The sequence below is a fragment of the Candidatus Tisiphia endosymbiont of Xenochironomus xenolabis genome, from assembly GCF_964264705.1.
GTDB lineage: Bacteria > Pseudomonadota > Alphaproteobacteria > Rickettsiales > Rickettsiaceae > Tisiphia.
Genome location: NZ_OZ183473.1, coordinates 1,200,849 through 1,225,963, shown reverse-complemented (window position 1 = coordinate 1,225,963; position 25,115 = coordinate 1,200,849). Strand labels below are relative to the sequence as shown.

At 32.9% G+C, this 25,115-nt stretch carries 21 protein-coding genes; 14 read left to right on the top strand and 7 right to left on the bottom strand.

The window, feature by feature from the left end; translation table 11 throughout:
- Positions 1-221 precede the first annotated feature (221 nt).
- Positions 222-1,532: a sensor histidine kinase gene (locus tag ACFELY_RS05935; RefSeq protein ID WP_375333907.1), complete on the bottom strand. Its 1,311-nt coding sequence runs from the start codon at positions 1,530-1,532 to the stop codon at positions 222-224.
- Positions 1,516-2,196: a response regulator transcription factor gene (locus tag ACFELY_RS05930; RefSeq protein WP_375333906.1), complete on the bottom strand. Its 681-nt coding sequence runs from the start codon at positions 2,194-2,196 to the stop codon at positions 1,516-1,518. Before ACFELY_RS05930 ends, ACFELY_RS05935 begins: the two co-directional genes overlap by 17 nt.
- Positions 2,197-2,249: 53 nt before the next feature.
- On the opposite strand from ACFELY_RS05930, the gene ACFELY_RS05925 reads away from it, so the two are divergent.
- From ACFELY_RS05925 to ACFELY_RS05875, 11 genes are all read left to right on the top strand, one after another.
- Complete coding sequence (locus tag ACFELY_RS05925) at positions 2,250-3,152, top strand: branched-chain amino acid transaminase (protein ID WP_375333905.1); 903 nt, start codon at positions 2,250-2,252, stop codon at positions 3,150-3,152.
- 347 nt (positions 3,153-3,499) lie between these two features.
- Positions 3,500-4,378, top strand: coding sequence for a 4-hydroxy-tetrahydrodipicolinate synthase (dapA, locus tag ACFELY_RS05920; RefSeq protein ID WP_375333904.1), 879 nt, complete (start codon positions 3,500-3,502; stop codon positions 4,376-4,378).
- The gene (gene smpB / locus ACFELY_RS05915) at positions 4,365-4,826 is read left to right on the top strand and encodes an SsrA-binding protein SmpB (protein WP_094649536.1); all 462 of its coding nucleotides are present in this window, start codon (positions 4,365-4,367) and stop codon (positions 4,824-4,826) included. Before dapA ends, smpB begins: the two co-directional genes overlap by 14 nt.
- Positions 4,827-4,883: 57 nt before the next feature.
- Positions 4,884-5,798, top strand: a complete 915-nt coding sequence (gene sppA, locus ACFELY_RS05910) for a signal peptide peptidase SppA (protein WP_375333903.1) — start codon at positions 4,884-4,886, stop codon at positions 5,796-5,798.
- A 3-nt stretch (positions 5,799-5,801) separates the two neighbouring features.
- Positions 5,802-6,044 carry an HU family DNA-binding protein gene (locus ACFELY_RS05905; RefSeq protein ID WP_094649538.1) on the top strand — a complete coding sequence of 81 codons (243 nt, stop codon included), beginning with the start codon at positions 5,802-5,804 and terminating at the stop codon, positions 6,042-6,044.
- Positions 6,045-6,162: 118 nt separating this feature from the next.
- Positions 6,163-7,116 carry an Rpn family recombination-promoting nuclease/putative transposase gene (locus ACFELY_RS05900; RefSeq protein WP_375333902.1) on the top strand — a complete coding sequence of 318 codons (954 nt, stop codon included), beginning with the start codon at positions 6,163-6,165 and terminating at the stop codon, positions 7,114-7,116.
- Positions 7,117-7,305: 189 nt separating this feature from the next.
- Complete coding sequence (mutS, locus tag ACFELY_RS05895) at positions 7,306-9,972, top strand: DNA mismatch repair protein MutS (protein WP_375333901.1); 2,667 nt, start codon at positions 7,306-7,308, stop codon at positions 9,970-9,972.
- Positions 9,973-10,198: 226 nt separating this feature from the next.
- The gene (locus ACFELY_RS05890) at positions 10,199-10,777 is read left to right on the top strand and encodes a hypothetical protein (protein WP_375333900.1); all 579 of its coding nucleotides are present in this window, start codon (positions 10,199-10,201) and stop codon (positions 10,775-10,777) included.
- Between the two features lie 33 nt (positions 10,778-10,810).
- Positions 10,811-11,122 (top strand): hypothetical protein, encoded by a 312-nt coding sequence (locus tag ACFELY_RS05885; protein ID WP_375333899.1) that lies wholly within the window; start codon positions 10,811-10,813, stop codon positions 11,120-11,122.
- A gap of 597 nt (positions 11,123-11,719) precedes the next feature.
- A complete protein-coding gene (gene recJ / locus ACFELY_RS05880) occupies positions 11,720-13,513 on the top strand; it encodes a single-stranded-DNA-specific exonuclease RecJ (RefSeq protein ID WP_375333898.1) in 1,794 nt (597 codons plus the stop codon).
- Between the two features lie 111 nt (positions 13,514-13,624).
- Entirely contained in the window at positions 13,625-14,974 is a 1,350-nt protein-coding gene (locus tag ACFELY_RS05875) for a class I SAM-dependent methyltransferase (protein ID WP_375333897.1), read from the top strand.
- Between the two features lie 194 nt (positions 14,975-15,168).
- On the opposite strand, the gene clpX is transcribed toward ACFELY_RS05875, so the two are convergent.
- The 3 genes from clpX to ACFELY_RS05860 all read right to left on the bottom strand — a co-directional run bounded on the left by clpX (position 15,169) and on the right by ACFELY_RS05860 (position 18,424).
- Positions 15,169-16,434, bottom strand: a complete 1,266-nt coding sequence (gene clpX / locus ACFELY_RS05870; RefSeq protein ID WP_375333896.1) for an ATP-dependent Clp protease ATP-binding subunit ClpX — start codon at positions 16,432-16,434, stop codon at positions 15,169-15,171.
- Positions 16,435-16,646: 212 nt separating this feature from the next.
- Positions 16,647-18,056 carry a chromosomal replication initiator protein DnaA gene (dnaA, locus tag ACFELY_RS05865; protein ID WP_094648963.1) on the bottom strand — a complete coding sequence of 470 codons (1,410 nt, stop codon included), beginning with the start codon at positions 18,054-18,056 and terminating at the stop codon, positions 16,647-16,649.
- On the bottom strand, positions 18,041-18,424 hold the full coding sequence (locus ACFELY_RS05860) for a rhodanese-like domain-containing protein (RefSeq protein WP_094648962.1): 384 nt from the start codon (positions 18,422-18,424) through the stop codon (positions 18,041-18,043). The genes dnaA and ACFELY_RS05860 overlap by 16 nt, the downstream gene beginning before the upstream one ends.
- A 134-nt stretch (positions 18,425-18,558) precedes the next feature.
- On the opposite strand from ACFELY_RS05860, the gene ACFELY_RS05855 reads away from it, so the two are divergent.
- Genes ACFELY_RS05855 through radA form a run of 3 tightly spaced genes read left to right on the top strand, consistent with a single transcriptional unit; the run spans position 18,559 to position 23,591 of the window.
- Entirely contained in the window at positions 18,559-18,861 is a 303-nt protein-coding gene (locus tag ACFELY_RS05855) for a succinate dehydrogenase assembly factor 2 (RefSeq protein WP_375333895.1), read from the top strand.
- 6 nt (positions 18,862-18,867) lie between these two features.
- Complete coding sequence (gene mfd, locus ACFELY_RS05850) at positions 18,868-22,260, top strand: transcription-repair coupling factor (RefSeq protein ID WP_375333894.1); 3,393 nt, start codon at positions 18,868-18,870, stop codon at positions 22,258-22,260.
- The gene (radA, locus tag ACFELY_RS05845) at positions 22,257-23,591 is read left to right on the top strand and encodes a DNA repair protein RadA (protein ID WP_375333893.1); all 1,335 of its coding nucleotides are present in this window, start codon (positions 22,257-22,259) and stop codon (positions 23,589-23,591) included. Before mfd ends, radA begins: the two co-directional genes overlap by 4 nt.
- Positions 23,592-23,697: 106 nt before the next feature.
- Here the strand turns inward: radA and ACFELY_RS05840 are convergent, their stop codons facing one another.
- On the bottom strand, positions 23,698-24,417 hold the full coding sequence (locus tag ACFELY_RS05840) for a metal ABC transporter ATP-binding protein (protein ID WP_094649157.1): 720 nt from the start codon (positions 24,415-24,417) through the stop codon (positions 23,698-23,700).
- A 93-nt stretch (positions 24,418-24,510) separates the two neighbouring features.
- A complete protein-coding gene (locus tag ACFELY_RS05835; protein ID WP_341748766.1) occupies positions 24,511-24,981 on the bottom strand; it encodes an RT0821/Lpp0805 family surface protein in 471 nt (156 codons plus the stop codon).
- Between the last annotated feature and the right edge of the window lie 134 nt (positions 24,982-25,115).

The following is a 25,115-nucleotide window of genomic DNA, read 5'->3' as shown; positions in this document are numbered from 1 at the left end:
GGATTGCTTCGTCGACCTGCGGTCTTCCTCGCAATGACGTTACCCCATATACGACTTTTAAACTACCAGGTCTAAAACCGCTGCTTCTTCTAACTTTCAATAGTTATGCTCTAGACCCCTACCTTCGCAGGGGTGACAGCTGCCCTTGTGTCATTCCCGCTTCGGTGCGGAATCTATAGATATCGCACCGAAACAGGGACGACACTATAGTCAATTGATGGCTAAAACTTTCTCGGGTTAGCTATAGGTAGTGAAATTTCAACCAATAACCCGCCTAAAGCTTTACTATCCTGTAATGATATTGTCCCACTATGATCAATAATTATTTCTTTAGTAATAGCAAGACCAAGTCCAACATTCCCTGAATTATTAAGTGAACGGGACTTATCTGAACGGTAAAATGCTTTAAATACTAATAATTTCTCTTCGTCCTTTATGCCAATTCCATTATCTTCAATCTTTATTATTACATTAGTAGAGGTAGAGCATATAGTAATTTTTATTTTTGTAGAATATTTTATCGCATTATTTATTACATTAGATATTGCACGTTCAAAGTTGCTAGGCTTAATTTGTGTGTATACTGTTTGCCCTATCGTAATTAACTCAATATTGGCAGACCATTTATTTGTAACATTTAACATCCAAGAAGATAATTCGATTATTTGAGCTTCTTCTCCATTTTCTCCTCTAGCAAAATCAAGATATGATTTTATCATTTGCTCCATAGCAACTATATCTTCCCTAAGACCTTCTGTTTCCTCAGATTTGTTCATTAGCTCTAATTGTAACTTCATTCTAGTTAACGGAGTACATAAATCATGTGAAATCATAGCAAGCATTCTAGTTCTTTTGCTAATTTGCTTTTCAATGAGTTCTTTCATTTTAAGAAAAGCAATACCAGCCTTTCTTATCTCTTTTGCCCCAGAAGGTTTAAATGTTTGTAATTTGGTGATTCCTTGCCCAAATTGATCAGCCGCATCTGCCAGAATTAAAATGGATTTAATTTGGTTTTTAGAGAAGATTAAGGAAACAGAAAGTAGTAAAATGGTTAAGAAGATTAACCACAAGACAAAAATATAGGCAGTTGGATTCATCAACAATTTTGCTGGGAAAGTTATTTGTATTAAACCATCGGTTAATTGAAGTAGTACTTCAATTCTTCCTGAATCATTAAGCTTTACTATATTATTTTTATTAATTTTTACGTTAATAATATTTTTAAAAATCTCTAATTCTTCACTAATTCTAGGTTGCGTGGATGGCAAGGTTAATTTTGGATAAAACTGATATGACAAATTTAAATAATTTGTCGCTATGGTATTTTTTTCTAATAAATTATTATCGTCTTTTTCAAGCAGGGAAATAATCTCATTAGCAATAATATTACTAGTATAGTAAGAAACATTATACCAGTGACGATCATAGAACAAAAACACTGCTAGAATTTGTCCTATTAATGTCGGAACAATGATAATGAGTACAAATCTAGCCAGTAATGTTTGTGGAATAATTTTATGTATAGATAGCATATCCGCTATTCCGAATGGTTTTTAAATATTTTGGTTCTTTAGGATCATCTTCTATCTTACTCCTTATTCTGACAATTTGTACGTCGATAGAACGAGGGCTGAGTCCTCCCATTATTTTTGATAACTCATCACGTTTCATTTCTTGTCCGATGTGGGTTAATAGTACTTCTAGTAGTTTTGTCTCTGTAGAGCTTAATGGTACCAGTTGATTATTTTTTATAAATTCCTTTGATTCGAAATTATAATAATTATTGCCTAACCGTTTGATTTTATCTTGTTTTTTATAATTATTATAGCTATTTAATAGATTGTTGATTCTTAATAATAATTCTTTCGGTTCAAAAGGTTTAGTTAAATAATCTGATGCCCCGGCTTTTAAGCCCTTGATACGATCATTTGGTTCTGACAATGCAGTTAGCATAACAATTGGTACAAGGTCTTTGGTAGCTCTTATAGTTTTAGCAAAATCAAGTCCTGTAACATTTGGTAACATGACGTCCAAAATAATTAAGTCATAAATAGAAGATTTTAATAATTCCTCAGCTCCTTCGACAGAATGTGTTGTTGATACTAAAAAGCCGTTTTTATACAAAAACCGTTTTAAAAGTTTCTGTATTCTAGTATCATCATCAACTACAAGAATGTGGGGTTTTGAGCTTTGCATAAATAAATTTTAGGTAATAAAAATTACTATAGTTTAATAGTAGAATATTAACAATGACAATAATACAAGAAAATATACTAACTGAAAAGCCGTTTAAAAATCTTAATCAATTATCAGGTTATATTTGGATTAATGGTAGATTTATTGCTTGGCAGGAAGCCAAGATACATGCTCTTACTCATAGTTTGCATTATTCTGGTGGAGTTTTTGAAGGAGAAAAAGCCTATAATGGTAAAATTTTTAAATTAGAAGAACATACACAACGTTTGATAGAGTCAGCAAAAAGTCTAAGCATAGAGGTGCCATATAGTTTTGAAAATATTATAGAAGCTCACCAGCTACTTATAACAAAAAATAATATTAAAGATGCGTATATTCGCCCATTAATTTGGTTTGGTAGTGAATCTCTTAATCTGACTAATGTAAACTTATCGGTTAATCTATTAATCGCTGCTGTTCCATCAACTCTTAGACCTTCTGGAGCCTTAAGTCTGCATATTGCTCGTTGGCGAAAATGTCATCCAAACTCATTGCCCCCACAATGTAAATCATCAGGACATTATAATATGATGATAGTATGCCAGAAAGAAGCTAAGTCTCTGGGGTACGATGATGCAATTTTATTAGATTGGCGGGGATATGTTGCTGAATGTAGTACGGCAAATATCTTCTTTGTTAAAGATGATCAATTATTCACTCCGATAGCTGATAGTTTTTTAAATGGTATAACGCGTCAAACAATTATAAAACTTGCTAATGATTTAAATATCAAGGTTATAGAAGATTATATAACTCCAGATAGGGTAGGGGAGTTTAATGAATGTTTTATGACTGGTACAGCTGTAGAAGTTAAGGGGATTAAATCGATTAACCTTGGTGAGCGAAATGTCATCTTTGAAGATAGTAAAATTACTAATTTGCTAAAAAAAGAATATAATGACTTAGTGTACAAATAAATAGTGATATACTGAGGTTATGTAAAGTACTTTCGTCTATTAGCGAAGAGTAGCTTGGCAATACCGTCATTGCAAGCGAACGTATGTGAGTAAAGCAATCCACAAAAATGATTAAAGATTAAATGGATTGCTTCGTCGCTACTAAAGTAGCTCCTCGCAATGACTAATTATAAACGTAGTCGTCATTGCGAGACCACATAGTGGTCGAAGCAATCCATTTTGGTCACTTTTTTGGATTGCCACGTTACCGCAAAGCGGCTCCTCGCAATGACGGAATGTTGTAAGTTAGCTCCTCGCTAATAGACGATTAGGGGCGAATAAAAATAATATGAATTTAACAGGTGTTTATGGAAAATAATATATTCAAAGGAGTCATTACAGCTATGATAACTCCTTTTAAGGAAAATAAATTAGATTTTGCTTCTGTGGAAAAGATAGTGAATTATCAAATTGCTAATAAAGTTGATGGGATAGTGGTTGCTGGTTCTACTGGTGAGGGGCCTAGTTTAACTTTGCAGGAATATCAGTCTTTATTACAAGCGGTTATCGAAATTACTAACAAACGTATACCAGTAATAGCTGGTTGTTCAGCCATGACTACTAGCACCGCCGTAGATATGGTACAAATATGTACAAAAATTGCCGTTGATGGATTTATGTGTAGTATTCCTTCTTATGTAAAGCCAACTCAAGAGGGAATATATTGGCATTTTGAGACTATCCATAATGCCAGTAATTTACCAATAATGCTATATTCAGTACCTAGTAGAACTTTGGCAGACTTTTCAGATGATACGATAATTAAGCTCAGTAAACTACCGCGTATTGTAGCCCTTAAAGATGCTGGTAACGATTTAGAACGCCCATTACGAATTAGGTCTATGGTTAAAGATTTTAGCTTATTATGTGGTAATGATGAATTAGCTTTATCTTACAATGCTCATTCGGGGGTAGGGTGTGTTTCTGTTGCATCTAATATCACGCCTAGTTTGTGCAAGAAATTACAGGATAATTGTCGTGATGGTAATTATCAGGAAGCTCTGCAAATTCAGCAACAATTATTACCTATATATAAAGCATTATTTGCAGAATCCAATCCGATACCGGTAAAATATGCTGCGGCAAGATTGGGGTTATGTGACAATGAATTAAGGCTTCCTTTAACTTCAGCTAGTGTAGCCACCGAGGAAAAAATAAATAAAGCTATGGAATATGTCGGAATATAAAAAAGTAATAGCACAAAATAAGAAGGCATATTTCAATTACTTTATTGAAGAAAAAATTGAAGCTGGCATAATATTGACTGGTAGTGAAGTTAAATCATTGCGTCAAGGAAAAGCCAGTATAGAAGATAGTCATGCAGAAAATTCAGCAAATGAAGTGTTTTTGTATAATTGTCATATTGCGGAATATGAAAAAGCTAATAGGTTTAATCACTCGACTAGAAGGACACGTAAGTTGCTCCTTAATTCGAGTGAGATAAAAAAAATAATTGGTAAGATTCGTTTAAAGGGTTATACTCTCGTAGCTCTTACTTTATATTTTAATAAGAAAAATAAAGTAAAAGTTGAGTTAGGAATCGCAAAAGGTAAAAAACTACATGATAAAAGACAGACAATTAAAGAACAAGATTGGAAAAGGGATCAAGGGCGAATTATGCGGGTGAAGTGCTAACCATCATAAATGGATTAGATTGCTTCGTCTAAGAAAAAATTAACGAATGGTAAATTAATGACAATAACTGCTGAATACCTAATTGAAAGAAAGCAAAATAAGACGAAATTAATGCTTTGGAAGCTAGCAACAATTTTTATGTTTATAGTTTTAATTGTGGTGATGATTAAGCAATTTGATTTGACAAAATCTGAATATATAACTACTAATAGTAAATATATAGCTGCTATTTCAATAGAAGATATCATTTTTGAAGATACAAAACGTGATACAAGATTGGAAAAAATCATTGATGATGATCAGATTAGTGCTTTAGTGGTTAATGTCAATTCTCCTGGTGGAACTGTTGTTGGTTCAGAGAAAATTTATAATATACTCAGGAAAATATCTGCAGAAAAGCCGGTAGTGGTTGTTATGGGTACATTGGCAGCCAGCGGCGGATATTTGATATCCTTAGGAGGTGATTACATAATTAGTCATAATGGGACAATTACCGGCTCAATTGGTGTAATTCTTCAAACTCTAGAAGTCACAGATTTAGCAAAAACTTTAGGTATTACCTTTAATAATTTTAAATCCGGAGAATTAAAGGCGGTTCCTAATCCTACTGAAAAAGTCACAGAAGCTGTTCGTCAGGCAATAATGTCGAATGTACTAGATACTTATGATTATTTCATTGAACTAGTGGCTTTAAGAAGGAATATACCAATTGATCAAGTTAGAGAACTAGCTGATGGGCGGATATATTCTGGTCGCCAAGCTTTAAAGCTAAAGCTTGTTGATGCTGTGGGGTCACAGGATGATGCGATTAAATGGTTACAGGAAGTTAAAAAAATCGATAAGGATTTGAAAGTAAAAGAATTTAAAATAAAACCTAAACCAAAATTCCTTGAGATTATAATGGAAGATTTTGATAGTATTTTACCAAGTTTTTTCAAAAATAAATTTCAAGGATTGGGGGCAATCTTTTGATTTATGGCAAAAAAATCTGACTTAGTAAATAAAATATCGGAGGAACTTAATTATCTCGCTAAGGAGGATATAAAAGATTCGGTAGATTTGGTTTTGGATTATTTACAATCTAGCTTAGCTGAGCAAAACCGTATTGAAATTAGAGGGTTTGGCAGTTTCTCAGTTAGGCAGCGGAAATTTTCAAATAGTGAGCAATCATATAAAACCGTCTATTATCGTATGCCTAAAAATTATGGTAACATATAGGGTCTTAAATTTACTCTTCATCCCCATCTTTTATTAAAATCAATTTATTGCAAGATTTTTAGTGGAGAAGATGATAAAATAGCATTAGTTATCAATATAGAATAAGAGGTTGTATTATATGTTTTTATCAAAATTTCTTGACCCTAAAAATGATTTTTGTTTTCGCCAAATTTTTGGCACTGAAAAGAACAAGGATATACTTGTTCATTTTTTAAATGATATTCTCAAATGTAAAGGAAATGAAAAAATAATTGAGGTGACGTTTTTACCAACTATCCAAGACCCTGATATTGCTATTTACAGAAAGTCTATAGTTGATGTGTTATGTAAAGATCAACATGGTAATCAATTCATCGTAGAGATGCAGATAAGTAAGCATCCAGGATTTGAGAAAAGAGCCCAATATTATGCGGCTAAAGCATATTCTAGGCAAATACTCAAAGAGGATGAAAACCATAAAAAGTTGGCAGTATACGCTAAATTAAAAGGAGTAATATTTTTAGCAATAGCAGATTTTGTGATGTTTGACGATAAAAAACATTGGAAGTCAGAGCATCGTCTTTTAGATACAGAAAGCTACGCCAATGATTTAAAAGATTTTTACTTTGTTTTTTTAGAACTCAAGAAATTTAATAAAATTATCTCTAATCTAGAGACTACAGAGGAAAAGTGGATGTATTTTTTCAAACATGCAGGAGATAGTACATTAACATTAGCCGAAATAGAGCAGTTAATAGGTAAGGATAAAATTATTAGAAGAGCCTTTGAGGCAGTAGATCAAGCAAGCTGGTCAGAAGCGGAGCTTAACACCTATGAGGAAAGAACAAAAGCCTATTTTGATAATTTAGCGGTAGAACAGCAACAAATTGAAGATGCTGAAGCTAAAGGGGAAGCTAGAGGGGAAGCTAGAGGGGAAGCTAGAGGGGAAGCTAGAGGGGAAGCTATAGGAAAAGCTGAAGGTATTAAAGAAAGTACTATAGCAATGGCAAAAAAAATGCTGAAAGAAAGCTATCCCATAGAAGTTATAAGTAAATTAACCGAACTAACCATTGAAGAAATAGAGAAGTTATAGCTAACCCGTTAATGTTTTCGATAGTTTCTTTGTCTCTATTAGTTAGGAATCTTCCTGTGATAACTATAGTCAATTCAGGAGAATTTGGAGCTAGGAGCGATGAGTGATATGTCCCCAACTTCTCCTCTCGTTCTATTTGCAAGACATCCTATCGTCTTTATTGTTTATTTTTTATAATTATGTGTAGTTATGACTTTAGAAGAATTTCACCAAAAATATAATTATGCTCAATCAACCAAGATGATGCAACAATATTTAGACATCAAATTTGCTAATCTTGATTGTCTTCTATTGTTTAGGATGGGTGATTTTTATGAAATGTTTTTTGAGGATGCAATTCTTGCCAGTCAAGTTTTAGGTATTGCTTTGACTAAAAGAGGTTCTAATGGTGATTGTGAGATTGCTATGTGTGGTGTCCCTCATCATGCTCTTGAGACCTATTTGAATAAATTAATTGAAGAGAATTACAAAGTTGCTATTTGCGATCAATTAGAGACACCCGAAGAGGCAAAAAAACGTGATGGTTATAAGGCTGTAGTACATAGGGATGTAACGCGTATCATCACCCCAGGTACTATTACTGAGGAATCTTTAATTGATGTTTGTGAGCCTAATTATTTGGCAAGTTTAGTTTTGTTAAAAAACAAAGCGTCAATTTGTTACGTAGATATTTCTACTGTGGAAATTTCAGTTATTGAGATTCCGCAAAATGAGATTATCAATGAACTATCGCGTCTTAAGCCGAAAGAGATTTTACTTAGTGAAAATTTGAGGGGGCATCAATTAGCTAGTAATATTAATAACCAATTGCATTTTCGTATCTCATATCAAGTTGATAGTTTTTTTGCTAGTAAGAAATGTCATAAAATTATCTTAGATTTTTATAAAATTAATGATCTAAAAGCTATAGGTGAAGTATCTGAATGTCAAATAAGTAGTATTGGTAGTGTTTTAGAATATTTATCTTTGACCCAAAAGCAAAATATACCTTCTCTACCTTTACCTCGGTTGGTTAATTATCATAATTTTATGATAATTGATTCGGCAACTCGGCGGAATTTGGAAATTACCAGTAATTTATTAGGAAAAACCAAAGGCAGTGTCCTTGCTACTATTGATCATACCGTTACTAAAGCTGCCAGCCGTCTATTATATCACTTTTTATCTACACCACTAATAGATATTGATCAAATAAATTCTCGACAAAATATAACAGAGTTTTTTTATAAAAATATTGCCATAGTAGGAAATATTAAAAAATTACTCAAGAAAACTGGAGATTTAGAACGTTGTTTATCTAGAATTATGATGAATCGCGGCTCAGGACGAGATTTGCTAAATATTAAATATACGTTAAATGCTGCACTGGAAATAAAGGGTGAATTTATTGCTCATTACGGGCTAAATCTGCCAGATTATATAGAGAACTTAATCAAACCATTATCTGGCAATGAACAATTATATTCTTTAATAGACCAGGCAATTAGAGAGGATGCACCAAATAATATCAATGAAGGCGGTATAATAAATCATCATTATCACCCTAAACTACAAGAATTATATGATCTAATTAATAATGGCAAATCACATATAGAGAAGCTAAAGAATCTATATCGTCTTGATACTGGCATTGAAACTCTCAAAATATCACATAATAATGTGCTTGGGTTGTTTATTGAAATTACCCTAAGACATAGTGATAAGATGGTAGACACAAAATTTATTCATCGTCAAACAACTTCTAATGCTAGTCGATATACTACTATTGAATTACAAAAATTAGAAAGCGATATGGTTAATAGCAAAAGTTTAGCAATTAGTCTTGAACTGGAATTATATAATAAAATATGCCAGCAAGTTATTGATAATACCGTATTTCTGCGATTACTTAGCTGTTCTTTGAGTCAGCTTGATGTATTCTGTAATTTTGCTTATATTGCCGATGAATATAATTATGTTAGACCAGTTTTAACGAACGATTTAACTTTTGAAGTTATCAAGGGACGTCATCCAGTTGTTGAACAAAGCCTATTAACCGATAAAAAGAGCTTTATTGACAATAATTGTACTTTATCCGAAGCTAATAGAATTTGGTTAATTACTGGACCTAATATGGCTGGTAAAAGTACTTTTTTGCGGCAGAATGCCCTAATAGCCATATTAGCACAAATTGGTAGTTTTGTACCAGCGACAAGTGCCAAGATAGGAGTGGTAGACAAGATATTCAGTAGAATAGGGGCAGGGGACGATTTACAGGCAGGACAGTCGACTTTTATGGTAGAAATGCTAGAGACATCAGCTATTTTAGCACAATCTACTAAAAATTCCTTAGTGATACTAGATGAGGTTGGGCGTGGAACTTCGACATATGATGGCGTATCAATTGCTTGGTCAGTGCTTGAATATATTCATGATAATCTCAAATGCCGATGTTTATTTGCTACGCATTATCATGAATTAACCAGTATGAGTAATTTTTTGCCAAGCCTAAAAAATTATACAGTTGCTATTGAGGAATTAGGAAAAGAAATATTATTTTTGCATAATATTATAGAAGGGGCGGCTGATAAATCTTATGGAATTCATGTAGCCTACTTAGCGGGGCTACCAAAATCTGTTATAATTAGGGCGAATGACATTTTAGCAAAATTAGAAAAAAGTGCAACGTACAAAAATAAGCATATATTAAATACCGAATCAAACAATTTAAGTCTATTTAATTTGCCAGTAGAAAGTAAAAAAGAAATGAAATTCAATAAGTTAGAAAAAGAAATTAATACAATCGATCCTGATCAACTCTCCCCTAAGCAAGCTTTAGAGTTAGTCTATAAGTTAAAAGGATTGATTATTGAGTAAATGCCTATGATGACGTATAGATACACCAAGACTATATGGATTGCTTCGTCGTGCGGTTTCCGCACTCCTCGCAATGACGTTTGGGGGGCATATACGTCATTGCGAGACCATGTAATGGTCGAAGCAATCCATAAAAGTAACCAAAGATGGATAAAATAAAATCCGTTCAACGCGGCATATGAATTTGTATGTCATTAGAACAATTAACTTTAATTAGTTAATACCAATGGAAATGTTTTTTAAAGAATATGTAAATTTTAAAAAATATGTAAAAGATGGTAATTTTTTAGATCTTGCAGACAAAACATGGATATCAAATTACCCTGATAATTTAAAAGAATTAGTTTTATTTTTAGGAAATAACCCCAATATCACAGCACTTAGCCTAAAACTTGATTATCGAGTAGTAGATTCTACAACATGTCATAAATTCTTAGCAAGCAGTCCTGTTATAAAAAAGACTCCTCAGACAATAGACTATTTGTTTAATAGTATTAGTGGTTTAGATATAAACCAAACCTGGAGAGAGCAAAAAGCATTTACTGTAGCAGAAGACATCTACATTGCCGCAACCGCATATGGTAAAGGTAAAACTGCTTGTATCCAAGGAGTATTGGAAGATATTGTTAATAGTGTAACTGAAATAAATAAAGATTTTTATAATGAATTTATTAAATTGCAAGAACAAAATTTAGAAGAAGAGAGAGCAAGAACTTCTATCACAGAAAACAATATTCAGGAATTTATTGGCGTATTAGCTAAGAAGTTAATAAATTTTGTTGAAGACAAACCAGTATTACAATAACGCCTTGCAGACCTTGATTTCGTCACGATAGATATGGAAAAACCACAATATATTAGCATAGAACAGCAAGAGTTTTTAGCACAGATTAATACAGCATTTGCAGAAATCAAAAAATACTTACCTAATTATAATAGAAAAATACCAACATCTGATGAATATGATCTTATAATCAAAATGTTAGAAAAACATCCTCTTATAGAAAAGTTTGCAAAAGACCACTATAAATTGCAAGAACTCGCATTACAGCTAGAAGATGATATATCTGCCCATATATCAGTTGAGGGGTACCAACAACCATTGGATGACCAAGATGTTGTTGAAATAATTGGGGATGAAGGATACTAATAATAATTGTCATACCTGCGAAAGCAGGGAGTTTAGATTCCCGCCATTGCTAAGAATGACAAATTAAGGGTAAAGATGTCATTGCTATGAGGTGTAGCAATCCATATTCATTAGAAAGGATTGCTTCGTCGAGCTACGCCTTCTTGCAATGACGTTTTGTACTTTAACTTTTTTCCGTGAACACTCACCCTAATACCAAATTCTCCTGAATTGACTATAGCATAGAAGAAGAGCTGTTAATAGTGCTTGTTTTAAGAATAGCGATAAGGGATGAGGTGTATACTCAAATCATTTGAGTATACATGGTAGAAAATATAAAAATAATGAAAACAGCTATTAGTGGAGCATAAAAATCTGTTATATTATAGATATAGTCAATTAACTTGAATTGGCAATGTTATAAATCCGATTAGTATTTAGCCTTAGCGTCATGGCTCAGAGCCACTTTAGTGGTGACGAAGCAATCCAAAAAACGATTAAAATGGATTGCTTCGTCGGCTTACGCCTTCTCGCAATGACAGCGGTGCTTATTCGGCACTAATTCAGGTTAATTGACTATATAACTAGATTTTACACTTTTTAATAAGGTTACCCTACATGTCAATAGCACTAGAACCTAAATGTTCAGTAAATGGCAAAATTTGGCAGCAGCGATTAGTCAACGAGGATGCTATTCTAGAGCTTTGTCGTTCTGTAGGAATTAGTGATTTTTTAGCTAGGGTTCTATCTCCCCGTCTAGAGAATTTGGTGCAAGTTACTGATTTTCTATCACCTAAACTTAAGAACCTACTGCCAGATCCTTTTCATTTACTTGATATGCACAAGGCGGTAGATAGAACTATAGAAGCCATTATAAATAAACAAAAAATCTGCATATTTGCTGATTATGATGTTGATGGGGCTACTTCTTCATCATTGCTTAAGAATCTATTTAGGGATTTGGGGAAAAATGTTGATATTTACGTTCCAGACCGAATTGCTGAAGGATATGGACCAACTCCAGCTGCTATGCAAAAAATTAAGGATAATGGAACTAAGCTGCTTATTACTGTAGATTGCGGAGCAATGGCACATGAGGCTCTGAAACATGCAGCACTAGTAGGGCTTGATGTGATAGTGATCGATCATCACATTAGTAGTGATATATTACCTGAGGCTGTTGCCGTTGTTAATCCGAATCGTATTGATGAAACCAGCGATTATAAGTATCTGGCTGCTGTAGGAGTATCATTTTTATTTGCTACTGCCTTATTATCTGATTTAAAAAAACAAAATTTCTTTGCCAATCACAATGATATTAGTGGTAGGGATGATATTACTATACCTAACTTAATGCAGTATTTAGATTTAGTTGCTCTTGGTACGGTATGCGATGTAATGAAGCTTGTTCACTTAAATCGTGCTTTTGTTACTCAAGGATTAAAAATCCTTCAGCAAAGAAAAAATTTAGGTATGACAACCTTATGCGATATTGCTGGCTTAAATGAAAAACCAAACTGTTATCATTTGGGATTTGTCTTGGGACCTAGGATTAATGCTGGTGGAAGAGTTGGTAAATCATCATTAGGGGCTAATCTTTTATCTACCGAATGTCCAATAGAAGCAAATAGATTAGCACAGGAGTTGGAGAAACATAATAATGAGCGGAAAGTAATAGAACTGATAATGATAGAAGAAGCTACTCAAATAGCTTTAACTCAGGAAAATGATAGCTCATTATTTATAATTGGTAAAGGATGGCATCCAGGTGTAATCGGTATTGTCGCTGGAAGATTAAAGGAAAAATTTAATAAACCGGTGTCAGTTATAGCTTTAAATGATGGAATAGGTAAGGCTTCTTGCCGTTCTATCAAAAATGTTGATTTTGGTAGTAAAATTATCAACGCCAAGACTAAAGAGTTAATTGTGGTTGGCGGGGGGCATTCAATGGCTGCTGGATTTACAGTATTAGAAGAAAAATTACTAGAGTTGCAAGAATTCTTAAATCACGCCTTTAAGAGTGATATGAATAATCAGAATGATCTTATAGGCGAAGAATATGATGCTGAGCTCACTACTAGTAGTGTAAATTTGCTATTAATGGATGAGCTAAGTAAACTTGAGCCATTTGGTCAGGGAAATCCTGAACCAATATTTAAATTCTCTAACCTTTTTGTTTTGAAGGCTGACATAGTTGGTGGTAAACATATAAAATGTTTGCTAGCCCCTTCTAAGGAAGCGTTTGGCTCTAAAGCCCTTGCTGCTATCGCTTTTAATGCCGTGTCTAGTCCAATAGAGAATATATTGCTTAATGTTAAGTCTTATAATATTTCCGTGATTGGGTCATTAAAAGTCAATAGCTGGCAAGAACGTCATACTATACAATTACAAATAAAGGACTTGATAATATGATTTTTTTAATTATATTCAAAATATGCAACCCAGGCGTCATTGCGAGACCATGTAATGGTCGAAGCAATCCAAGAAAGCGATTAGAACAATCAATATATATGTAAGTTTTTTATGTCAAAATCTAAACAAGTAAAATCACAGACCACTGTTTCTGTTGAAACAACAAACGATCTTGCTACAGTTCAAGAGCATTATCAAGATTATCCTTATCCTTATAGAGATCCTGAAGAGGAAACAAAAAGGTTACTGGCAGTTAGTGGTGAATTTTTGGGGGAATTAAATCATTATTTATATCGAGGTAAAAAAGATTTTAACTCAGGTTTTCGAGTATTAATTGCTGGCGGTGGTACTGGTGATTCTACTATATATATGGCAGAGCAGCTAAAAAATAAAAATGCCGAAGTAGTATATTTAGATTTTAGTAAGCCAAGCATGGAGATCGCACAAAAACGTGCCGAGAAACGCGGTCTTACCAATATTAAATGGGTATATGATTCTATCTTAAATATCCCAAAGCTTAATTTAGGCAAGTTTGATTATATTAATTGTACAGGAGTATTGCACCATTTAAAAAGCCCTCCCGATGGTTTAAAGATTTTAAAAGATTCTCTAACTGATCATGGAGCAATGGGTGTAATGGTTTATGCTAAATATGGTCGTACAGGGCTATATCAGGTGCAAGATATTATGAAAATGGTAAATCAGGGGGTTAGTAATAGGGTAGAGGAAATAATGAATGCCAAAGCTGTTATGGCTGGCTTCCCTGCAACTAATTGGTATATACGTGGACAAGAGCTATTAAGAGACCATGTTGTTTTTGGCGATATAGGTTTATATGATCTGTTCTTGCATAAACAAGATAGGGCTTATTCCATTCCTGAGTTATACGAATTTATCCATAATGCAGGTTTAAATTTTGTCGAATTTTCTGATGTTAGCGAAAAATTAGCTCTAAGAATTGAGAATTATATTAGTGATTTCTCTCTTCTGCAGAAAATTAAAAGGATGGATATAATAACTCAACAAGCAATTTGTGAATTAATTGTTGGCAATATCATTAAACATAGTTTTTTTGCTTCTAATGCAAAAGATACCATTGCTACTCTTGATAATTTGGATAATGTACCATATTTTTATGGTATTGCGGGTATTGCTAAACAAATTTATGATCATATGGAAGCTAGTACTTTGATAGCTGGCAATGTCATTAATTTTACGTTAAATACTTCGTGGTTAAAAAATATCAATATTGCTATACCAGTTTCTAACTATACTAAATATGTTTTTAAACAAATGATAGATGGTGGTAAAAGCCTGCAGGAGATATTTGATTTAATTAGAGAAGAATTGCAACAAGAAATTAGTAACGAAGCATTGTTGTCTGAAGTAAAGACTATATTTGCTCCATTTTTTACTACAGGGATTATGTTGCTTCATGACAAATCAGTAAAACTTTTTTAAAATATACTTAACATTTGTAACTAACTTCAAAAGCTGGAAAACAGCTTTTGAAGTGGTGGGGTTGTATATTAGTATTAGCTCTCGTATATAGATATCCTATTAATTGGAAAGAGAGATTATATAATATTTATCAAAAAATATTATACAACTTTTCGTTAATATCAGAAATTAGCAATAAATCTATAGAAATTACTCTAAACCGCTATACGTTTTTTAGTAGCTTTTACATAATTTTTTGGAGTGACTATCGGCTGAGCTTTGCCATCTATCACATCTTTTGAAATATGTACGTGCATTTTTTTCAAATTGGTAACATTATACATACTGTCAAGTAGAAGTGTTTCGATTATAGAACGGAGTCCCCTAGCACCGGTTTTTCGTGTTAGTGCTTTTTCGGCTATTGCTTCTAAAGCATCATTATCAATTGATAGTTCGACATCGTCTAACTCAAATAATTTATGATATTGTTTGATAACAGCATTCTTTGGTTGGGTTAGAATTGCCACTAAAGATGCTTTATCTAAGTCATCTAAAGTTGCTACTACTGGAAGCCTACCAATAAATTCAGGAATTAATCCAAATTTTACTAAATCTTCAATTTCTAATGATTTTAGTGTTTCACTGTGGTTTTTCTCTTGTTTTGATTGGACATTTGCCGCAAAACCAATTGAACTTTGAGCGGTACGAGCATTAATGATAGTATCTATTCCCATGAAAGCCCCGCCACATATAAATAAAATATTGGAAGTATCTACTTGCACAAAATCTTGCTGCGGATGTTTTCTTCCTCCTTGTGGTGGTACAGATGCAACAGTTCCTTCCATGATTTTAAGTAACGCTTGTTGAACTCCTTCTCCTGAGACGTCTCTTGTTATAGAAGGGTTTTCGGATTTTCTAGCGATTTTATCTACTTCATCTATATAAACAATGCCTCGTTGGGCTTTAGCTATATTAAAATCAGCTGCTTGTAATAATCTTAGCAAGATATTTTCAACGTCTTCACCAACATAACCAGCTTCGGTTAAAGAAGTGGCGTCTGCCATAGTAAAAGGTACATCAAGAATTTTTGCTAAGGTTTGTGCCAAAAGAGTTTTTCCTGAGCCAGTAGAGCCAATAACCAGGATATTTGATTTATTTAATTCGACATCATTATTACCTGATTCGATATATTCTAATCGTTTATAGTGATTATATACCGCGACTGATAAGACTTTTTTTGCTTGATCCTGACCAATTACGTAATCATTAAGAGTAGAAAAAATCTTTTGTGGTGTTGGGATTGAAGATGAAATTTTCTTAAGTGCTACTTTAGTTTCTTCTTTTATAATATCAAGACAAAGTTCAATACATTCATTACAAATGAATACTGTTGGTCCAGCAATTAATTTTATCACCTCATATTGATTTTTACCACAAAAAGAACAGTTTAACTCTTTTCTTTCGACTTCACCACTTGACATAATTTTGCTTTTTTAATTTATGATTTTAATATTATCTTATGTAAGTATATAATATTATCTATGTAAGTATAAATATAGATAAGTTATTTAGCTAAGTCTAATATATTTTCAATGCTATCTCATATTATAGCTAACCAGATTAGTATTTATCTATACAAACAACCGTCATTGCGAGCGAACGTACGTGAACGTGTCAATCCACATTCAGAATTTTAATTTTGCAATATCTTCATTAATAGACTAAGTTCTTCTCGGAATTCTATATCAATCTCACATAATTCTTCTACCTTTTTGATAGCATGCATTATTGTAGTATGATCTTTTTTGCCAAATTTCTTACCGATATCAGTCAGGCTTTTTGGCGTTAATGTTTTACTCAAATACATAGCTACTTGTCTTGGTCTAGCTATTGAGCGAATACGCCTAGGAGAAGACATATCAGAAAATTTAATATTATAACGATCAGCTACTTTTCTTTGAATATCCTCAATGGTGATAATTTTCTCATTGGAACGTAGCAAATCACGCAAGATATTTTGGGTGTTTTCTAAAGTTATTTCCCTACCAACTAAGGTAGAATGAGCGATAACTTTATTAAGAGCTCCCTCTAACTCTCTGACATTTGATGTTATTTTAGCTGCTAAAAATTCCACAACATTTTTAGGTATATGGATATTCATTTGTTCAAGTTTAGATTCTAAGATTCCTAATCTTAGTTCATAAGTAGTACTGTGGACATCGGCAACCAATCCCCAACCAAGTCTGGATTTAATTCGATCTTCGATATTATCTAAATCTGACGGGGAACGGTCACACGATATAACCATTTGACGATTATTATCAATCAAAGCATTGAAAGTATGAAAAAACTCTTCTTGGGTGCTATCTTTACCTGATATAAATTGAATATCATCGATCATTAATACGTCAACTGAACGAAATTCTTCTTTAAAAGACATAACATCTTTATTACGTAGTGCCTTGATGAATTGATACATAAACTTTTCTGCCGACATGTAAATTACCTTACGAGTCGGATTATTATGTTTTATATACCAAGCAATGGCATGCATTAAGTGTGTTTTGCCAAGACCGACTCCTCCATATAAAAATAAAGGGTTAGATTCAGCTACGGCTCCTTCCGACTCAGCAACTGCTCTAGATGCTGCATAGGCTAATTCATTTGGTCCACCCACCACAAAATTTTCAAAAGTAAATCGTAAGTCTAAGGCTGAAAAAATGCCTTCGGAATTGCTATCCATCCCTTCTTTTATTGATGGAACTTTTGCTAAATATTCAGGTATATTTTGGTTTTGTTCTGATAATTCTTTAGTAATGATCTCAATTGATTTGATATCTTTATCATAGGACTGCCAAGATTGCAATATAGCCCTTGCATACCTAGATTCCACCCAATCTCGAATAAAATTTGTTGGTGTAGAAAGTATAACAGTATTAGTAGCAGCTTCTAAAAAGTTAATCTTACTGAACCAGCTTTTATATAAGGCATCGCCGTAATGTTTATTAAGGTCAGAGCAAACTTGTTGCCAAATATCTCTATGATAAGTCACTTCCTTTGCTATAGTCAATTGATTATGGTTAGTATTCACAGAATTTGCCATGGTAAATTATTTTGTTTCCAACCAGCTCCATTAGTTCCTCCTTCAAAACCATCAATTATATTATAGCACTCTTTATAACCTAGAGTACTAGCAAATTGTGCAGCTTCATAGGATCTACCCCCGGAGCGACAAAGGAATAATAGTGTATGTTTATTACTGATTTTCGACATCAACTGGTTCTTAAATTCGTTATTTAGTGACATATTAGGCAATAAACGCCAACTAATAAAAATTATTTTATCTTTATCAAGCTTTGGAATGCCTACTTGTTGCCATTCTTCACCAGTCCTAACATCAATTATCATGTTGTTATTATCTATTTCTAGCAACTTATAAGCTTTTAAGGAAGATATATTTTTAATGCTCATAAAGTTTAGCGTTTCTTTGATATATTAAATATTATTGGATAAAGAAGATTTGGAGCAATTAAGTTCTAGCACCATTTTATACAGTTTACATTTTATTTTATATTTGGTAATTGTCAAACTATCTGAATTATATTATGATGTTTTTTTGTAATATTGTAAATATGGATTATTTTAACAAAACATCTTTAACCAAAAAATTGTTATATCAAAGCAAAAATCGTGGTTGCAAAGAAATTGGCTTAATATTGGGTAAATTTGCTGAAAAATTTCTTGCTAACATGGATGCAGCTAATTTAGCAGATTTTGCTTTAATACTTAACCAAAATGACATAGATATTTATGATTGGATTACCAGTAAAACTGCTCCTCCTTCTCACTTAAACTCAAAAGTAATGTTACAAATACTTAGTTTTGATATTAACAACATAGAAGCTTAGTAAATAATGATACAACAACCACTTCCGCTCAGTGCAAAAAGTTTTTTTGCTAGTGAGTATTTATCAAATAAACATTTATCAAATAAACGTACCAAGAATATTTTACTTATCTTTGCCAGTGAAGATGATTCAATCAATAGCCATAAACAATTATTATTTATGGCACAAAATATTAAAACTAGCAACATATTATATTTTCCTAGTCTTGATACTATACCATATGATCGTATTTCGCCAAATCAAAATATTTTATCAGAAAGAGCGAATATATTGAGTTACTTGGCAAGTAATAACGATACAAAATTGGTAGTGACTAGTGCTATAAATTTACTGACAAAATTACCTCCTCCAGAGTTATTGGTTAAGTCTTTTTTAAGATTACATAATAAAATGCAGCTCTCAGCCGATAAATTAGCGGAATTCTTGGTACATAATAGTTTTACTAGGAGTAGCAGTAGTATTGATAGTGGTGAATTTTCGGTAAGAGGAGAGATAGTAGATATAGTCTTGCCTGGTTCTAAAGCTCATCGTATTAATTTTAGTTGGGATCACATAGAGTCAATAAAAGAATTTGATATTGATAGTCAGATTTCTACTAATAATTGCACAGAGCTAATACTTAATTCTGTTAGTGAGGTGATATTAAATCCAGAAACAATAAAGAATTTTAGAGATAATTATTTAAAAGTTTTTGGAGTTAATTATGTCAATACCCCTTTATATGAATCAGTGATTGAGGGGAAAAAATTCCAAGGATATGAACATTTATCTCCTTTATTTTATAATTCTTTCAGTAGCCTAATTAATTACTTGGATGATCCTGTTATTATTTACGATAATTTATCGTTGCAATCAATTATTGAGCAGGAAAATAATTATACGGATCTTTATAGATCGCGGATTGAGTCTAACAAAATAAAATTAAATACCTTTTATCCTGCATTGCCTCCCGAACAAGTTTATTTTACCAGCCAGGAAATACAAAAGTTCTTGGAACAGGATAATAATATTTTAATTACACCAGAAGATTCGTCTTATGCCCATTCATTAGAAAAAATTACGGTAACTAGTTTTATGGAGGATAAGACAGTTTTTAATAAGCTATTCGAAATTATAGAAAATAATAAAAATAAAATACCGATTATTTTTTGTCATTCTAAAAGTAATTTAGAAAGATTTAAAAGCCTAATAGATAGTTACTCACGAAAATATATCGAGATAGACAATTTACAACAAGCAAAAATTGCAGTTATAAATCTTGCCTATGTTCAACTTAGCCAAGGGTTTTATAGTGATAAATATTTGTTTATTGCCGCTCATGATATTCTAGGAAAAAGTGCGGTGAATTTTCGTCAGCAAGGTGCTAAACGTAAGCTCAAAAACATTTTAATGGAATTAGATAATTTAACTGAAGGAGAGCTAATTGTTCATAAGGATCATGGTATTGGTCAGTTTCTTAACGTTGAAACACTACATGTTAAAGGCAAAGCTCATGATTTCCTAAAAATTCTATATGAAAATAATGATAAATTATATATTCCTGTTGAAAATATAGAACTAATTAAAAAATATGGCAGTGGTGAAGCACAGCTTGCCAAATTGGGTAGTAGTGCATGGCAAAGAAGTAAAGCCAAGCTTAAAAACCGTATTACAGAAATTGCTGAACAATTATTAAAAATAGCTGCGAAGAGAAAGTTAACTGTAGCAAATCCAATAGAATTTGATCATACAGAGTATGAGCAATTTTGTCATAGATTTAAATATACTGAAACTGAAGATCAATTAAATGCCATAAACGACATTAAAAAAGATTTTGACTCTGGTATTTTAATGGATAGATTAATTTGCGGAGATGTTGGTTTTGGGAAAACCGAAGTAGCTATACGAGCAACCTTTATGGTAGCAAAATCAATTACGATGACTTCTCAAGTAGCGATCATCGTACCAACTACTATTCTAGGTAAGCAGCATTATTTAAGGTTTGTTAAAAGATTTAAAGATTTTGGTTTAGATATAGTACAATTATCCAGTCTGGTTAGCAATAAAGATGCTAAAATTATTAAAGAACAAATCAAAAATGGTACAGCTAATATAATAATTGGCACGCATGCTTTATTAAGTAAAAATGTAGAATTTAATAATCTCCGATTATTAATAATTGATGAAGAACAACATTTTGGTGTTGCTCAAAAAGAATATTTAAAGAGTCTCAGAGCTACAATGCATGTTCTATCTCTTTCAGCAACACCAATTCCTCGTACAATGCAAATGTCAATGGTTGGTCTTAAAGATCTTAGCATCATTGCCACCCCGCCAATTGATAGGTTAGAAGTTCGAACAACAGTGATGCCATTTGACCAAGTAATTATCAGAGATGCTTTACTTAGAGAACGTTTCCGTGGTGGTAGAAGCTTCTATGTGGTACCTAGAATTAAGGATATTCCAGATATAGAAAGATATTTACAAATAATTGTGCCAGAATTAAAATATAAAGTTGCTCATGGTCAGATGCCAGCTGGTAAAATAGATGAGATTATGGGTGAATTTTGTGATGGTAAATTTGATATACTAGTTTCTACTACAATAATTGAATCCGGTATAGATATTGCCGAAGCTAATACGATGATTATTCATAAATCTGATACTCTTGGTCTAAGTCAGTTATATCAGCTCAGGGGGAGGATAGGGCGAAGTAAATTCAGAGGTTATGCCTATCTAACCTTAGCAAATTATAAAAAGATGACTGCCCATTCAATAAAACGTCTAGAAATAATGCAGAGTAGCTGCACTCTTGGTTCCGGGTTTACTATTGCTAGCCATGATATGGATTTACGTGGTTTTGGTAATTTAGTAGGGGAGGAACAATCAGGCCAGATTAAAGAAGTAGGGGTAGAGCTTTATCAGGAAATGTTAGATGAACAAATAGCAATTTTTAAGGGTGAAGTTACTGAAAATCCAAAATCTTTTGTTCCGACAATTAATTTGGGGTTACCTGTTTTCATTCCCGATAATTATATTGCAGATTCTTCTCTTAAACTAAGTTTGTATAGACGAATTGGCAATTTAACTGACGATACAGATATTGAAAATTTTAAGGATGAAATGGTTGATCGTTTTGGTCCTATTCCATTAGAGTTTAATAATCTACTTGATATAGTGAAAATAAAACATAAATGCAGTAAACTTAATATTGAAAATTTAGACTCTGGTGAACGAGGATTTGTTTTAAAATTTTACAAAGAAGCGGATATAGCTGGTAAGGTTATGAATTTTGTTATAAAACATCCTCAGCAAACCAAAATAAAACCGGATACTAAATTAATATTTAGCAAAATATTGGTAGGAAAGGATATTATAGAAGAAACAAATAGTTTGTTAGAACAATTATTAGCAGCGTGAGCAAAATTAAAAAACAATATATATGCACAAATTGTGGTAATAGTACGTCAAAATGGACAGGGCAATGTTTTGATTGTGGCTTATGGGGAGGGATTGAAGAAGAGATAATTAGTCAAACGCAAGTTAAGTTAGGTAATAAACAAGAAATACGAAAGCTGGATGGGGTGGTAGTGGATTCGTTACGTATCCCTACGCCTATAAAGGAATTAAATAGGGTGTTGGGAGGCGGGTTGGTATGCTCTTCTGCAATTTTAATTGGCGGTGACCCTGGAATTGGGAAATCAACTTTATTATTACACTTAGTGGCAACCTCCTCTTGTGTTACAATGAAGTGCTGTCTGTATGTAACTGGAGAGGAATCTATTGACCAAATAAAACTCCGAGCTTTAAGACTAGGACTTACTAATAAAACAACCTCCATCTTAGCCGCCACTAGCATTGAAGATATTATCTCAACTATTGATGCCGATAAGAACAATATTGATTTGGTAGTGATTGATTCAATTCAAACGATGGTAACTCGTACATTATCATCGCCCCCTGGTACTATTTCCCAGATTCGTGCCTGTGCTAATGAATTAGTTAACTATGCTAAACATAATAATATTATTATTTTGCTTAGTTGTCATGTGACAAAAGATGGGCAATTAGCTGGTCCTAAGTTACTTGAGCATCTCGTTGATACCGTACTATATTTTGAGGGTGATCATAATAGTCATTTTCGGATTTTACGGTCTATTAAAAATAGGTTTGGTGGAGTAGGAGAAATTGGTGTTTTTGAAATGACTGCTAGTGGTCTTATTGAAGTCTCTAGCCCTTCTGAACTATTTCTGATGAAAAGAGACAAAAACGTTAGCGGTACAACAGTATTTGCTGGAATCGAAGGATCAAGACCTTTATTAATCGAAATTCAAGCATTAATTGCTCCGTCAAATATACCAATGCCAAGACGTTCAGTTGTAGGCTGGGATTTGAATAGGCTAGCAATGATAATAGCTGTATTAAATGTACGATTTGGTCTTAATTTATCTTCTCATGAGGTATATTTGAGCGTTGCTGGTGGGCTTAAAATTTCAGACCCAGCTTCAGACTTAGCTGTTGCAGCTGCTTTAATTTCTGCTGCAAAAAATAAAGCTGTGCCAGAACATAGTATTTTCTTTGGAGAAATTGGTTTATCTGGTGAAATAAGGAAAGTAACTGCGGCAGAAGTCAGAATAAAAGAAGCAACAAAATTAGGATTCAATAAATTAATTTGCTCCAAACTTGAAAAACTGAGTAGTAACCTAATTTGTCCAATTGGTAATCTAAAGGAATTAAAAGAGTTAATATAATAATTGTATATGATAGCATTATGTTATAATTTACAAGTGTAAATCAACTTATAAATGATTGGCATATTTTATTTATAAAGAAGTGAACCCTATTTTCTTACAACTCCTAATGTTTATGGTCATGATGATGGACGTAAAAACCAATTGCTGACAAGGTATTTAGGAATTCTTGGTTTTCTGCTAAATCATTTGGTTTGCCACTACAGCAGATATGACCATTTAAACATATTACTTGGTCGGAATTTTTCATTACCGTAAATAAATCATGTGAGATCATAAAAATTGTAATATTTAGACGTTTTTTTATTTGATTAATGATTCGGTAAAATTCTTGTTGGCTAGTAACATCTAATGATTGAGTTGGTTCATCTAAAATAATTAGATCAGGATTGTTCAGTAAGCTAGCAGTTAGCATTAACTTCTGAAATTGACCACCAGAAAGCTCAGAAATATCGTGATGCTTATAATTATCAAAATCAATAAAATTGCTCAATTCTTGCCAATCCTTGTTAGTACTATTTGAAGCTAATAAATACAAAAAATTTTCGGCTGTAATTGGTAAATCTGAGGCAAAATCTAATCTCTGAGGGACATAGCCAATTTTTAGATTAGGGTGAATTATTATGTTACCAGAGGAAGGGCGATCTAAACCTAAGATTAACCTAGCTATTGTTGTTTTGCCAGCACCATTTGGACCAATTAAAGTCGTTACTTCGCCTTTTTTGATAGTAAAATTAATATTGGTAAGGGGAATTTTTTTGCCAAATTGCTTAGATACATTACTGAACTTTATTAATATAGTATCTTCTGATTTAGAAATAGGCATTAGAATCCTTGCGAAACTTTACAAATGGCGTCATTGCAAGGAAGATCGTAGATCGACGAAGCAATGACGATGTGTTGCTAAATTTATGATAGTCTATTTAACAATTTCCCACTGCCCATCTGGTTTACGACAAGCTTGGCCATAAGCTTTCTCCTGCTTACCACCGACAACGACGGTTTGAGTATACTCACGACAATATTGTCCTTGATCGTTTTTAAAAGCTCTTTCTGGTGTTACATATCCGTAATTACCACTATCCGGATTACGCCACTCTACACTTTGACCACTAGAGCCAGTCTCCAATGCTTTTTGAGAGCTTAATTGTGCCAATTTTCTGTCATTCTCATCCATAGTTTGACCAATATGACCGCCAACAAGTGCCCCAATTAGAACACCTGCACCAGTTGCTACAAGTTGTCCTGTGCCTTTGCCAAATTGAGATCCTAAAAGCCCACCAGCTACACCGCCAATTAATGTTCCACCACCTTGTTTATTCATGCCAGAACAGCCGTGCAACATTGTTGTTGCCAAAATGATTGCCGTAATTTTGAATGTTAAATTCATAAAAAACCATATAATTTTAAATTAAAGATATACAAAAAATCTTATTAAGTGTCGTTAAATTTGATACACCCCTTGACTATAGTACACTAGCTGGATAATAATGTATTTTATATTATAAAACAATTGAAATTTTA